The sequence below is a fragment of the Micromonospora sp. NPDC049274 genome (assembly GCF_040678875.1).
Lineage (GTDB): Bacteria > Actinomycetota > Actinomycetes > Mycobacteriales > Micromonosporaceae > Micromonospora.
The window spans coordinates 1-13,569 of record NZ_JBFAQS010000021.1; the positions used below are offsets into that span (position 1 = coordinate 1).

General features: G+C 72.7%; 12 protein-coding genes. 4 read left to right on the forward strand and 8 right to left on the reverse strand.

Features of this window, described 5'->3' with window-relative positions; translation table 11 throughout:
- Window positions 1–156 precede the first annotated feature (156 nt).
- Both AB0K10_RS28905 and AB0K10_RS28910 read right to left on the reverse strand, forming a co-directional pair.
- Window positions 157–618 (reverse strand): hypothetical protein, encoded by a 462-nt coding sequence (locus tag AB0K10_RS28905; RefSeq protein WP_363688666.1) that lies wholly within the window; start codon window positions 616–618, stop codon window positions 157–159.
- A 102-nt stretch (window positions 619–720) separates the two neighbouring features.
- Complete coding sequence (locus tag AB0K10_RS28910) at window positions 721–1,380, reverse strand: hypothetical protein (RefSeq protein WP_363688668.1); 660 nt, start codon at window positions 1,378–1,380, stop codon at window positions 721–723.
- Window positions 1,381–1,439: 59 nt separating this feature from the next.
- On the opposite strand from AB0K10_RS28910, the gene AB0K10_RS28915 reads away from it, so the two are divergent.
- Entirely contained in the window at window positions 1,440–2,897 is a 1,458-nt protein-coding gene (locus tag AB0K10_RS28915) for a PLP-dependent aminotransferase family protein (RefSeq protein ID WP_363688670.1), read from the forward strand.
- 61 nt (window positions 2,898–2,958) lie between these two features.
- On the opposite strand, the gene AB0K10_RS28920 is transcribed toward AB0K10_RS28915, so the two are convergent.
- The 3 genes from AB0K10_RS28920 to AB0K10_RS28930 form a co-directional block, all read right to left on the reverse strand.
- The gene (locus AB0K10_RS28920; protein WP_363688672.1) at window positions 2,959–4,785 is read right to left on the reverse strand and encodes a long-chain fatty acid--CoA ligase; all 1,827 of its coding nucleotides are present in this window, start codon (window positions 4,783–4,785) and stop codon (window positions 2,959–2,961) included.
- A gap of 138 nt (window positions 4,786–4,923) precedes the next feature.
- Complete coding sequence (locus AB0K10_RS28925) at window positions 4,924–5,874, reverse strand: terpene synthase (protein ID WP_363688674.1); 951 nt, start codon at window positions 5,872–5,874, stop codon at window positions 4,924–4,926.
- Window positions 5,875–6,003: 129 nt separating this feature from the next.
- Window positions 6,004–6,633 (reverse strand): TIGR03085 family metal-binding protein, encoded by a 630-nt coding sequence (locus AB0K10_RS28930; protein ID WP_363688676.1) that lies wholly within the window; start codon window positions 6,631–6,633, stop codon window positions 6,004–6,006.
- A gap of 171 nt (window positions 6,634–6,804) precedes the next feature.
- Between AB0K10_RS28930 and AB0K10_RS28935 the strand changes: the two genes are divergently transcribed.
- The 3 genes from AB0K10_RS28935 (at window position 6,805) to AB0K10_RS28945 (ending at window position 11,366) form a co-directional block, all read left to right on the forward strand.
- Entirely contained in the window at window positions 6,805–8,688 is a 1,884-nt protein-coding gene (locus tag AB0K10_RS28935; RefSeq protein WP_363688678.1) for an ABC transporter ATP-binding protein, read from the forward strand.
- A gap of 55 nt (window positions 8,689–8,743) precedes the next feature.
- Window positions 8,744–10,531, forward strand: a complete 1,788-nt coding sequence (locus tag AB0K10_RS28940) for an ABC transporter ATP-binding protein (RefSeq protein WP_363688680.1) — start codon at window positions 8,744–8,746, stop codon at window positions 10,529–10,531.
- Between the two features lie 85 nt (window positions 10,532–10,616).
- Window positions 10,617–11,366 (forward strand): DUF2470 domain-containing protein, encoded by a 750-nt coding sequence (locus tag AB0K10_RS28945; RefSeq protein ID WP_363688682.1) that lies wholly within the window; start codon window positions 10,617–10,619, stop codon window positions 11,364–11,366.
- 15 nt (window positions 11,367–11,381) lie between these two features.
- Here AB0K10_RS28945 and AB0K10_RS28950 read toward each other — a convergent pair whose 3' ends face one another.
- The 3 genes from AB0K10_RS28950 to AB0K10_RS28960 form a co-directional block, all read right to left on the reverse strand.
- Complete coding sequence (locus tag AB0K10_RS28950) at window positions 11,382–11,978, reverse strand: TetR family transcriptional regulator (RefSeq protein ID WP_363688686.1); 597 nt, start codon at window positions 11,976–11,978, stop codon at window positions 11,382–11,384.
- A gap of 82 nt (window positions 11,979–12,060) precedes the next feature.
- A complete protein-coding gene (locus AB0K10_RS28955; protein WP_363688688.1) occupies window positions 12,061–12,816 on the reverse strand; it encodes an ABC transporter permease in 756 nt (251 codons plus the stop codon).
- Window positions 12,813–13,553, reverse strand: coding sequence for an ABC transporter ATP-binding protein (locus tag AB0K10_RS28960; protein ID WP_363688690.1), 741 nt, complete (start codon window positions 13,551–13,553; stop codon window positions 12,813–12,815). The genes AB0K10_RS28955 and AB0K10_RS28960 overlap by 4 nt, the downstream gene beginning before the upstream one ends.
- Window positions 13,554–13,569: the final 16 nt, after the last annotated feature.

Below are 13,569 nucleotides of genomic sequence, written 5' to 3' on the forward strand. Positions count from 1 at the left end.
CTCAACGACCGCCCCCGTATGACCCTGGGCTGGGCCACCCCAGGTGAGAAGATGACCCAGCTCCTGAGTGTTGCAACCACCAGTTGAGCCCGCCCTCGTAACGGAAAATGTCCAAGATCTGCCCTGCCAACTGCCTCGCCGGCGATCTGCGGGCGCTCAGTGGCCGCCGGAGTGGCCCTCGGGTGACCGGCGGGGGGTGGGGATCGACCGCACCGCGTACTCCTGCACGGCCGCCGCGTGCTCGGCCTCGTCCAGGTTCCACTCGGCGCGTCCCGGCGCGTGCCGGCGGCTCAACACCCCCTGCACGGTGTCCACCATCGTCGCCACCCCGGCGCGGGGCCGGGAGCGCCAGAGCTGTTCACCCTCCGAGGTGATGCGGAACCAGCCGTCCGCGACGGTGACCAGACCCGCCCCGACCAGCCGCTGGACCGCGACCTCCACCTCGTGCCGCTGCGGAATCGTCTGGTTGAGGTGATCGGCGGTGGACAGCACGTCGGTCAGACGTACGCCCTCCGGCCGGCGACTGGTCGCGGACCGTCGGTGCCGCCCGGCCCCGCTCGCGATCACCAACGAGACGAAGATCCAGGCGTCGCTCCAGCGCCAACCGTTCTCCCCCATGCAGAGATGATGACGGCGAGCGTCGCGGAAGGGAACACCCACCCTCCAACGAGCCCACTCGCACCAGCGCGGCGTGCCGGGGTGTGAACGGTAGGTGAGCGCTCAGCCTGCCGGGGCGGGAGCGGCGCTCGGCGGGTCGCCCGTGACGGCAGCCGGCGCGGGCACCGCGACGAGCGGGATGAAGAACTGTGCCAGTGGGCCGATGGCCAGGGCGTACGCGACGGTGCCCACGCCTACGGTGCCGCCGAGCAGAAAGCCCAGCGCGAGCACGGTGACCTCGATGACCGTGCGTACCAACCGGATCGACCACCCGGGCCGGCGGGCGACGAAGCCGGTCATCAGCCCGTCGCGTGGGCCGGGACCCAACTGGGCGCCGAGATAGAGCGCGGTGGCGGCGCCGTTGGCCACAATCCCGGTGATCAACAGAGCGATGCGGACGCCGAGAGGGCCGCCGGCGGGCAGCAGGGCCAGGGTGGCGTCCACCACCAGGCCGATCACCACCACGTTGCTGACGGTGCCGAGGCCGGGCCGCTGGCGCAGCGGGATCCACAGCAGCAGCACCAGGGCGCCGACGCCGATGGTGACGGTGCCGAAGGAGAGCCGGGTCAGCTCGGACAACCCCTGGTGGAAGACGTCCCACGGGTCGAGGCCCAGGTCGGAGCGGACCATGAGGGCCATGCTGACCCCGTAGAGGACGAGCCCGGCGTAGAGCTGGGTGAGCCGCCGCACCGGCCGTTGCCGCAGATTGCCAATCAGTGCCATGCATGCCACCCTAGGTGCCAATTCTGACCGTGGAAGAAGCCAATATCCGAGGGGTGGCCATGACAGGTCAGGTGCGAGGCGTCCAATTGGCCCGGTTGCTGGGGCAGTGGCACGCTCTGCCGGGCCGTCGCCGCAGCCCGGACTACGCCGCCCTGGCCGGGGCGGTGCGTGGCCTGCTCGCCGACGCCCGGCTTCCGCTCGGCGTCCGCCTCCCGGCGGAGCGCGAGCTGGCCGAGGCGCTGCGGATCAGTCGCACCACTGTCACCGCCGCGTACCGGGAGCTGCGCGAGACGGGGCACCTGGCCAGTCGCCGGGGCGCCGGCAGCTGGACGATGCTTCCCGGCAACCACCGGGTCGCCAGCACGGGTCTGTGGACCCCGCTGGACGACCGGGAGATGATCGACCTGGGCGTCGCCGCGCTGGCCGCCCCGCCGCAGCTGCTCGGCGCCGCGCGGGCCGCCGCCGAGGATCTGCCCCGCTACCTGGGCGGAGCCGGCTACCACCCGACCGGGATCGGCGAGCTGCGCGAGGCGGTGGCCGCCGGATACACCGCCCGCGGGTTGCCCACCTCGGCCGACCAGATCATGGTCACCAGTGGCACCCAACATGCCCTGGACCTGGTGCTACGCCTCGCCCTCGCGCCCGGCGGGAGTGTTCTGGTGGAGTCTCCGACCTACCCCAACGCGCTTGCCGCGCTGGCCGGCCGACGGGCCCGGATCACGACCCACGGGCTGTCCGCCGACGCCGGTGGCTGGGAGGCCGACCTGCTGCTGGGCAGCCTGCGGCAGACCCGGCCCAAGCTGGCGTACCTGATTCCGGAGTTCCAGAACCCGACCGGGCACCTGATGCCGTCGGCGTTGCGCGAGCGGGTGGTCGCGGCCGCGCACGCGGTCGGCACCGACCTGATCGTCGACGAGTCCTTCGTGGACCTGCCGCTGGACGGCACCGAACTGCCCCCGCCCACGGCCACGTTCGACAGGCACTCCCGGGTGGTGAGCATCGGGGGGATGAGCAAGCCGTACTGGGGTGGCCTGCGGATCGGCTGGGTCCGCGCCTCCGCGCCGCAGGTGCAGCGGCTGGCCGCCGTCCGGGTCGGCGTGGACATGTCCAGCCCGGTGCTCGACCAGTTGGTCGCGGTGCACCTGCTCGCCGACGCGTCGGCAATCGTCGCGGCCCGCCGGGCGCAGCTCACCGCTCAGCGCGACGCGTTGCTGGACGCGCTGGCGCACCGACTTCCGGACTGGCGGGTGACGGTGCCGCGCGGCGGCGTGACCCTCTGGGCCGAGCTGGACGGCCCGGTCTCCAGCGCCCTCGCCCGGGCCGCCGAGGAGGTAGGCGTCCGCCTCGCGCCCGGCCCCCGGTTCGGTCTGGACGGCACCCTGGAACGGTTCCTGCGGCTGCCGTTCACCCTGCCGGCCGCCGACCTGGTGGAGGCCGTGGAGCGGATCGCCACGGTCCGCTACGACCTGGATCGGACCGGCCGGCAGCGCTGGCGGGAGCCGTCCGTCATCGCCTGAGCATCCGACGCCCACGCCGGTGGCCCACACCCGCCAGGTGCGGGGCCACCGGCGGCCGTTTCTACAGCTCGGCGAGGGTGCCGGCGTACATCTTGTCGATCTCGGCGGCGAAGTTGCTCTCCACGCCGCGCCGCTTGATCTTCAACGACGGCGTGATCTCGCCGTCCTCGATGGTCAGGTCGCGCGGCAGGATCGCCACCTTCTTGATCGTCTCCCAGCGGTTGAGCTTGGCGTTGAGCTGGGCGACGTACTCCTCGACCATCGCCTGCGCCTCCGGCGAGGCGACGATCTCGGTGTAGTCGCGGCCCTCGAGGGGGCCGCCGGCCACCCAGCCCCGGATGGCGTCCGGGTCCAGCGTGACAAGCATCGTGCAGAAGTTGCGGGCCTGACCGACCACGACCGCCTGCGAGGTGTACGGGCAGATGGCCTTGAACATCCCCTCGATGTGCGAGGGCGCGATGTACTTGCCGCCCGAGGTCTTGACCAGGTCCTTCTTGCGGTCGGTGATCCGTAGGTAGCCCTGCTCGTCCAGGCTGCCGATGTCGCCGGTGCGGAAGAAGCCGTCCTCGGTGAACGCGGCGGCGGTCTCCTCCGGCAGGTTGTGGTAGCCGCGCATCACGGGCCGGCCGCGGACCAGGATCTCGCCGTCGCTGTCGATCCTGCACTCCAGATCGCCCATCGCCTGCCCGACCGTGCCGATCCGCAGCCCGGAGGGCGGGTTGACGAAGTTGCCGGCGCTGGTCTCGGTGAGGCCGTAGCCCTCGGAGATCGGCAGGTTGGCGGCGGCGAAGAAGGTGGCGATCTCCGGGCTCAGCGGTGCGGCGCCGGAGACCAGCACCCGCATCCGGCCGCCCAGGCGGGCCTGGAGCTTGCTGAACACCAGCTTCTCGGCCAGCCCGTAGCGCAGCTTCAACCCGGCCGGCACCGGCTTGCCGGCCTGCTCCAGGGCGACCTTCTCCTTGCCGACCTGGACACCCCAGGCGAAGATCTTCGCCTTCGCGCCGCCGGCGCCCTGGGCGGTGGTCACCGCGCGGTTGTAGACCTTCTCGAAGACTCGGGGAGCCCCGCACATCAGGGTCGGCCGGATCACCGCGAGCAGGTCGACAAGCTTCTCCACCCGCCCGTCGACGTAGGTGGGCAGACCGACGTGGATCGCGCCGCAGAGCAGCGTCTTGCCGAAGGAGTGGGCCAGCGGCAGCCACAGGTACTGCAGGTCGTCGTCGCGCAGCAGACCGACCTCGGCCTGCGCCACGGCCTCCCAGCACCAGCCGCCGTGCAGCAGTTCGACACCCTTGGGCTGGCCCGTGGTGCCGGAGGTGTAGATCAGCGTGGCCAGGTGGTCCGGACCGATGCCGGCCACCAGCATGTCGATCAGATCCGGCTCGGCGGCCAGCACGTCGGTGCCCCGCGCCTCCAGCTCGGTGAGGGTGAGCTGGGGGACCGCGGCGCTCGGGTCCGGGGCGCCGTCGAAGAGCACCACGTGGGTCAGCGCCGGCAGGGCCGCTCCGGCGATCTTGGCGGCCTGTGCCGGGTTCTCCGCGAAGAGCACCCGTGAGGCGGAGTCAGCGATGATGTATGTCGCGTCCGCCGGCTCGGTGGTCGGGTAGACGGTGGTGGTCGCCCCGCCCGCGCACATGATGCCGAGGTCGGCGACCACCCAGTCCAGCCGGGTGTTGGCGAGGATGGCGACCGGGTTCTCCTGGCCGACGCCGAGCGCGTGCAGGCCGGCGGCGACTGCCTTGGCGCGCTGGCCGACCTGCTCCCAGGTCAGCCAGTCGGGGCCCGAATCGTCGGGGGTCGGGGACGCGAACGCGTGCTGGTCGGGGGTGGCCGCCACGCGCTTGAGGAACATGTCCGGGATGGAACGGTACGGTACATCGAGAGCCATCGCTGTAGCCGCCTTCGGGGGTGGTGGCGTGACGGGCGTCACGTCATAGTGGTTACCGAAGAGTATTGCCTGCCACCGGGCATCGGCTAGTGCGGGTGATCGACCGGCGGCCCCCGTTCCGCCGGCCGGTGCCCCGCATCAGGCGTAGCGGGCGGCCACGAGTGACCAGTCATAGGTGGCCCGGACCCAGTTGCGCCGCGTGGCCAGCGGCGAACGCAACGCCTCGACACCGCTGGCCAGCAACCTCTCCTCCGCCGCCAGGTACGCCGCCAACCCCCTGTTGAAACGGTCGGCGGCCGCCCGCAGCGCGTCCGCCTCGGCCAGACCGCCCTCCTGGGCGATGACCGTCACCAGATTGTGCGCGTCCGGGTCGGTCCGGCTCTCCTTGCCGTACGAGAAGAGGTCGTTGCACCAGCAGACCAGGTCCACCGCCAGCAGGTCCAGGGCGGTCAGCCCCGGATCGGCACGCCGCGTCGGCCCGGGTGGCTGCTCCGACGCCAGGTCGGTCAGGGTGAGACAGGGGTGCACCCCGCCGATGTGCCGACGCAGTTGGACGTACTCCATCACGCTCGGCACCCGCCGGCGTTCCCGGTTGGCGGCCTCCCAGAGCAGCGCCAGCAGGTACTGGCGCACCTGACTGACGAAACGCAGCAACATCGGCGCCCGGCCCTGTGCCCGGGTCCGGCGGCACAGGTCGTGCAACGCGGCGCCCAGCGGGCCGGCCTCCGGAGGCGGTGTCGCGAGCGGGTCACCGCACCGGTCCAGCACGTCGAGCAGGGCGGCGACCACCGGCGCCAGCCGGCTCGGGTCCGCGCCGAGGCCGTCCTCGTCGCAGGCGTCGTCCATGACGAAGAGCCAGGAAATCAGGTCGGTGAGGAGCCGCAGTCCTCGCGTCGGCCCGTCCGGGCAGGCCCGGCCGGCCAGGCCGGCGGCGTCCGCCCGTTGTAGTCGGTGTACCTGATGACCGGAATTGACCAGGCCGAACGCGCGCGCCCACTCGACGCTCTCGCTGGCCACCCGATCCGTGGACCTGTGGCGCCCCGCCGTGAAGGAGGGTTCCCGTAGCGCCGAGATCGCGAAGCTCCGCATCGTGTGCCCCCACATCGTGCCGCCCCGGCGCGGAACGGCGCGCTGAAGCGTACGGGAGGGGGTATCGGCACGCATCGCTGGGACTGAGGCAGTCGTCCAGCCGAGCTGTGACCGATTAAGTGCAGTAAGTTACATGCCCAGGCTGGCGTTGCGGAGCTGCCGGGCGGACGTGGGCGAACCGTCCAGTTGCACCCGGGCCACCCGCTGCCGCCCGGAGAGGAACAGGGTCAACTCGGCGGGAGCGCCCACCAGACGAAGCCGCTCGCCGCCGCGGCCGACGGAGACCTCGCCGTAACCGGGCGCCTGCACGTAGAGGTCCGCCGGAAAGCGGCGCAGCGTCAACCGGGCCAGCGGGGCGGCCCGCTTCCACAGGGTCGCCTGCAAACCGCGGGCCAGCTCGCGCGGCTGCCACCCCGCAACGGCCCGCCGCACGTCCTCGTGGTGGATGAAGAACTCCATCGTGTTGACCAGCTCATCGGTCAGCGGGTTGCTGATCGGGCTCCACACCGGGGGCCGGCGTACCCGCTGCACCAGATCGGGGTAGGGGCCGGCGGCGAGCCGCCGGCGAACCCGTTCGGCGTGCCCCCGCAGCGGCGCCAGCAGGATCCCGCCGGCCGCGTCGGGACGACGCTCCCGCAACACCAGGTGGGCGGCGAGGTCACGGGTCGCCCAGCCCTCGTTGATCGTCGGCGCGTCGGGCCCGAGGGCCAGGAGGAGATCGGCCAGCGCCTCGCGCTCGGCTCGGGCGTACCGCGACATGGCCCGATCGTAGGCCCGCGCACGCGCCGGCGCGCGGCGGCGGACGCCGGGTCGCGCCCCCGCGTCCGCGCGTCCGGTACGTGACGGTCGACATATCCCGCCCGGGTCGGCGGTGCCGGCCCGCAACGGTAAGGATGAGGGAGATAATTGTGGCTTACGGCGGGGGAGAGCGTGGCGAGCAGGACAAGCCGAGACGTGCTCGGCAGAGGGCTGGGGGTTCTGCGGCAGGCGGTCCGGGAGCAGCCGCGGATCTTCGCGGTTGCCGTGCTCGGCAGTGTGCTGTTCGGCTCGATGGTCATCGTGAGCGCGTACGTGGTGGGCGCTGTGGTCGGTGACGTGGTGGTGCCGGCCATCGCGCGGGGCGACGTGGGCGTCGGCACCCTGGCGTTGGCGGCGGGCGCCCTCTTCGGGATCAGCGTGCTGCGGGTGGTGGGCATCTTCGGCCGCCGGCTCGGCGCGGGTTACATGCAGTACCGGCTCCAGGCCGCCTACCGTCGCCGCGTCACCCGCCGCTACCTGGACCTGCCGCTGTCCTGGCATCACCGCAACGCCACCGGCACGCTGCTCTCCAACGCCAACTCCGACGTGGAGGCGGCCTGGTATCCCATCGCCCCGCTGCCCTTCGCGGTGGGCACGCTGGTGATGCTGGTCGGCGCGATCGTCTCGCTGTTCGCCACCGACTGGGCCCTCGCCCTGGTCGGCCTCGCGGTCTTTCCCGCGCTGTTCGCGCTCAACGTGGTCTACTCCCGCCGGATGGCGCCCCGGCAGGCCCGGGCGCAGCGGTTGCGCGCCGAGGTCAGCAGCATCGCGCACGAGAGCTTCGACGGCGCGTTGGTGGTCAAGACGATGGGTCGCGAGGCGCAGGAGACGGCCCGGTTCGCCGGCCGCGCCGGCGAGCTGCGCGACGCGTTGATCTCGGTCGGCCGGCTGCGCGGCGTCTTCGACCCGCTGCTGGAGACGCTGCCCAGCCTCGGCACCCTGGCGGTGCTCGTGGTCGGGGCGTTCCGCCTGCGTCAGGGCGCGATAAGCGTCACCGAGCTGGTCAGCGTCGCGTTCCTCTTCACCGTGCTGGCCTTTCCGGTGCGGGCCATCGGTTGGGTGCTGGCCGAGCTGCCGCGCAGCGTCGCCGGCTGGGACCGGGTGCGCCGGGTGCTCGACGCCACGGGCGAGATGCCGTACGGGCAGCGTGTGCTCGACCCGGCCCTCTCCGGCCCGGCCACGCTCACGTTCACCGACGTGCACTTCTCCTATCCGCCGGCCGAGGCGCACCAGCCCGGCGCGCAGGTGCTCGGCGAGGTCGGCTTCACCGTGCCGGCCGGCCGCACGGTCGCCCTGGTCGGGCCGACCGGCGCCGGGAAGTCCACCATCGCCTCACTGGCCGTCCGCCTGGTCGACCCGGACTCCGGCGTCGTCGAGCTGGACGGCGTGGATGTGCGGGACCTGACCGCCGCGTCGCTGGCCGGCACCGTCGCCCTGGTCGCGCAGGTGCCGTTCGTCTTCGACGACACCGTGCGGGCCAACGTCGCCCTGGACCGGGCGGGCATCGACGACGAGGCCGTCTGGGCGGCGCTGCGCCTGGCCGAGGCGGACGGGTTCGTCGCCGCGCTGCCCGACGGGCTGGACACGATGGTCGGCGAGCGGGGCACCTCGCTCTCCGGCGGCCAGCGGCAGCGGCTCACGCTGGCCCGCGCGTTGGCGGGGCGGCCACGCCTGCTGGTGCTCGACGACGCGACGAGCGCCGTGGACCCCCGGGTGGAGGCGGCCATCCTCGCCGGTCTGCGGGCGTCGGCGGGTGAGCCGGGAGTGCCGGCCGCGTCGATCCTGGTGGTGGCGTACCGCCGGGCGACCATCGCCCTCGCCGACGAGGTCGTCTACGTGGAGCAGGGCCGGGTGGTCGCCCGGGGCACGCACACCGAGCTGCTGGCCACCGTTGCGGGCTACGTGGATCTGGTCACCGCGTACGAGCAGGCGGAGGTCGACCGCGCCCAGGAGCGCGCGTACGACGACGAGGTGGCGCAGCTGCCGTCGGGCCTCGAGATCGAGGTGGACCGGTGAGCGCGAGGAGTGCAGCGCAGCGGAGCCCCGCAGTCGCGAACGAAAGGCTGGCCCGGTGACGACGACGGTGACGAACGACGAGCGGGACGCGCGGGAGGAGACCACCTGGCAGACCCTGCGGCGGGGGTTGGCGCTCTCGCCGGAGCTGCGGACCGGCCTGGCCGCCACCCTGGGCCTGGCCCTGGTCTACATGGTGGGCCGGGTGGCCGTGCCGGTGGCGGTGCAGCAGGGCATCGACCGTGGCCTCGTCGGTGGTCTGAACCTCGACGTGGTGTGGTCGGTGGTGGCGGTCACCGCGGCGATCCTCGTGGTCACCACGGCGTGCGGCTATCTGATGATGCGCCGGCTGTTCACTGTCAGCGAGACGGCGTTGGCGAACGTGCGGTCGCGGGCGTTCCGGCATGTGCACGACCTGTCGATGTTGCACCAGCAGTCGGAGCGGCGTGGGTCGCTGGTCTCGCGGGTGACGAGCGACGTCGACCAGATCACCCAGTTCCTCCAGTGGGGTGGGGTGATCCTGCTGGTCAACCTGGGTCAGCTGGTGGTGACGACGGCCGTCATGCTGGCGTACTCCTGGCAGTTGACCCTTGTGGTGCTGGCGGCGTTCCTGCCGGCGGTGCTCGTCATCCGTCAGTTGCAGCGTCGCCTCGGCGCGGCGTACGCGACGGTGCGTCAGCGCACCGGCACGCTGCTGGGCGCGATCGGCGAGAGCGTGGTGGGAGCGCCGGTGATCCGGGCGTACGGCATCGCGGGGCGCACGGCGCGGCGGCTGGATGACGCCATCGACAACCAGCGCCTGGCGCAGCAGCGGGCGATCCGGATCAGCATCGTCGGCAGCTCGGTCGGCGAACTGGCGGCCGGGTTGGCGCTGGCGGGCGTGGTGGTGCTCGGGGTGACGTTGGGTGTGGACGGCACGCTGTCGATCGGCCAGCTGACCGCCTTCCTCTTCCTGGTGACGCTGTTCATCCAACCGGTGCAGATCGCCACCGAGGTGCTCAACGAGGCGCAGAACGCGATCGCGGGCTGGCGGCGGGTGCTGGACGTGCTGGACGTCGCCCCCGACGTGGCGGACCCGGGGGAGCAGGGCCGGGATCTGCCGGCCGGTGCGCTGGACATCCGGTTCGCCGGGGTGCGGTTCGCCTATCCGGGTGGCCCCGCCGTGCTGCACGACATCGACCTGGAGATCCCGGCGAAGAGCCGGGTGGCGGTGGTCGGCGAGACGGGCAGCGGCAAGACGACCTTCGCGAAGCTGCTCACCCGCCTGATGGACCCGTCGGCGGGGGCGGTGCTGTTGTCCGGGGTGCCGCTGGCGGACGTCCGGTTCGACTCGTTGCGCTCCCGGGTGGTGATGGTGCCGCAGGACGGGTTCCTCTTCGACGCGACGGTGGGGGACAACGTGCGGTTCGCCCGGCCGGAGTTGACCGACGAGCAGCTCGCCGCCGCGTTCACCGAGTTGGGCCTGGCGGACTGGTTGGACGGCCTGCCCGCAGGCCTGGACACGCCTGTCGGTGAGCGTGGCGAGGCGTTGAGCGTCGGGGAGCGGCAGCTTGTCGCGCTGGCCCGGGCGTACGTGGCCGATCCGGACCTGCTGGTGCTGGACGAGGCGACGAGCGCTGTGGATCCGGCGACCGAGGTGCGGCTGCAACGCACCCTGGACGCCGTCACGCGGGGTCGCACGACGCTCGCCATCGCGCACCGGCTCTCCACCGCCCAGGCGGCCGACGAGGTGATCGTGGTGGACCGGGGGCGCATCGTGCAGCGCGGCCCGCACGACGAGTTGGTGCACGACGCCGACTCGGTCTACGGGCTGCTGTACGCCTCCTGGCTGGAGCAGACCCGATAACGAAGCGGACGGGCTGGTGGACGTCGTGGACCGGGTGCTCTACGCTCCGGGTTAGGTTAGCCTAACCTCTTAAGGAGGTCGTGCCATGCGGCCCAGCCCCGCCGAGATCGTGCGTACCCTCGTCGCCGGTCGGCTGCCCGGTCTCGTCCACCTGGCTCGCCGGCCGGGCCCGCACCACGCCCGGCACGTGACCGACCCCGACGGCCGGGTGCTGCTGCTGGTGCCGGTGGCCAGCCACCTGCTCGCCGCGCTGCAACCGGTCGCCGGGGGCGCCGACGTCGCAGTGGTCCTGGACGTCCTCGACCTGCCGCCCGCGGCCGGCGCTCCCGGGCTGGGGCGGGCCTGGGTGTCCGGCTGGGCGGCCGAACTGCACGACGAGGAGGCGCGCCGCGCGGCGCTCGACTTCGCCGCGGTCGAGCCGACCGGCGACCTGCTCGACGTGGGCGTCCGGTTCCGGCTGTTCCGCTTCGAGGTGGCCGAGGTCCGCTGGGAGCGGGCCGGCGTCGTGCACCGGATCGACCCGCTGGAGTACGCCGAGGCCGAGCCGGACCCGGTGCACCCGTTCGAGGCGCTGCTGCTGGCCGACCTCGCCGAGCGCGACGCCCACCAGGTGACCGACTACCTGCGCCGGCAGCTCGGGTTGACCGAGCAGACCCCGGACGGGCCACCCCGCGTGGTACGCATCGACCGTTACGGCCTGGTGGTCACCCTCGGTCACCCCGGCGCGCGGCGGCGCGTCCGGCTGGCGTTCCCGTGTCCGGTGGCCGACCCGGACGAGCTGGGCCGGATGCTGCCGCCGCTGCGTCGCCCGGCCGACGCCCGCCCACCGCGCTGACCCACCCCGTCCGGTCTAGGTGGGCAGCTCTCCGGTGACGTACCGCTGGATGGTGGGGCCGATGGCGGCGACCAGGGTGTCCGGGTCGGCGGACGCCACCGGCTCCATGCGTACCACGTACCGGATCATCGCCAACCCGACCAGTTGGGTGGCGACAAGTGATCCGCGCAGCGGCAGCTCGGCCGGGTCGACGTCGAGTTGGTCGAGCACCCGGCGCAGCACCTGCGTGGTGATGAACTCCCGCAGCAGGCGCGCCGTCCACTCGTTGCTCACCGCCGAGCGCAGCAGCGCCACCCCGGCGCTGCCGGCCGGGGAGTCCCAGATGCCGACGAACGTGCGTACCAACCGTTCACCCACGCCGTCCCGGTCACCGGCGAGCACCTTCGGCAGCATCTCCCCGGGGTCGACGGGGAAGTTCATGGCGGCCAGGAAGAGCTGGTCCTTGCTGCCGAAATAGTGGTGCACCAGCGCCGGGTCCACCCCGGCGGCGGCGGCGATGCCGCGGATCGGAGCGGCGTCGAAGCCGCGCTCGGCGAACGCCGCCCGCGCCGCGTCGAGGATCGACTCCCGGGTGTCCGGGTTGCCGGGTCGCCGGCCGGTCCGCCGCGTCATCGCCGCCCTTCGTTCGTCCGCTCACGCCGCCGGTCGCCCGACGGCTGGCGGCAACCCGCGGGCGCGGGCCGCCGCCGGCCGGTCAGCCGGTGCGCCGGCGCAGGGTCGCCGCCGCGAGCACCAGCGCCAGCACCACCGCGCCGAGCACCACACCCACATCCCGCCACATGGCGCCGGTCGGCTCGGCGTTGGCGCCGACCTCCTGCAAGGCCTCGATGGCGTACGACAGCGGGAAGGCGTCACTGAGCGCCTGGAGCCAGCCGGCCATCTGGTCGCGGGCCACGAACAGCCCACACAGCAGCAGTTGGGGGACCACCACGACCGGCAGAAACTGTACTGCCTGGAACTCGGTGCGGGCGAAGGCGCTGCACAGCAGCCCGAGAGCGACGCCGAGCACCGCGTCGAGCACCGCGATCCCGATGACCAGACCACTGCTGCCGACGGTGCGGAGATCGAATATCCAGTACGCCACACCGGCGGCGACCGCGGCCTGCACGGCGGCGGCCAGCCCGAACGCGATGCCGTACCCGAAGAGCAGGTCGAGCTTGCCCAGCGGGGTGGTGAGCAGCCGTTCCAGGGTGCCGGAGGTGCGCTCCCGCAGCATCGCGATGCTGGTGACCAGGAACATGATCACGAAGGGGAAGATGCCCAGCATCACCAGCGCGATCCGATCGAACATCGACGGCTGCCCCGGCGGGGTCGGGTGGTCGACGTACATGAAGTAGACCAGGGTGAGCAGGACGGCCGGCACCGCCACGAGCAGCGCGATCGTGCGCCGGTCGTGCCGGAGCTGACGCAGGATGCGGCCGGTGGTGGCCGCCAGGATCCGCGGGTTCACGAGTTCTCCCGTCCGGCCGGTGCGTCGGCCGCGCCGGCCCTGATCAGTCGCAGGAACGCCTCGTCGAGGTCGTCCACGCCGGCGGCGGCGCGGATCGCGGCCGGGCTGTCGTCGGCGATCAGCCTCCCCTGGCGAATCAGCAGCAGCCGGTCGCAGCGGGCCGCCTCGTCCATCACGTGACTGGACACCAGCAGGGTGGTGCCGGCGGCGGCCATGGCGTGGAACCGGGCCCACAGGTCGGCCCGCAGCACCGGGTCCTGACCGACTGTCGGCTCGTCGAGGATGACCAGCTCCGGGTCGCCGACCAGGGCGCAGGCCAGCGAGGCCCGGCTGCGCTGACCACCGGAGAGGGTGACGACAAGTTGACCGGCCGCCTCTGCCAGCCCGACGTCACGGACCGCCTGATCGGCCTCGGCGCGACCACGGCCGTACAGGGCCGCGAAGTAGCGGGCGTTCTCCCTGACGGTCAGGTCGGCGTAGACGCTGGGCGCCTGGGTGAGGTAACCCACCCGGTGCCGCAGGGCCGGAGTGCCCGCAGGCTGGCCCAGCACGGTGACCGTCCCCGTGCTGACCACCTGCACGCCGACCACCGCCCGCATGAACGTGGTCTTGCCGCTGCCGCTGGGCCCCAGCAGACCGGTCACGGCGCCGCGCGGAACGGCACAGCTGATGCCGTCCAGCACCCGCCGCCCGCCCCGGTCGACCACCAGGTCGCGGACGGTTATCGCGTCGTCCATTCCGCACCTCCGAGAA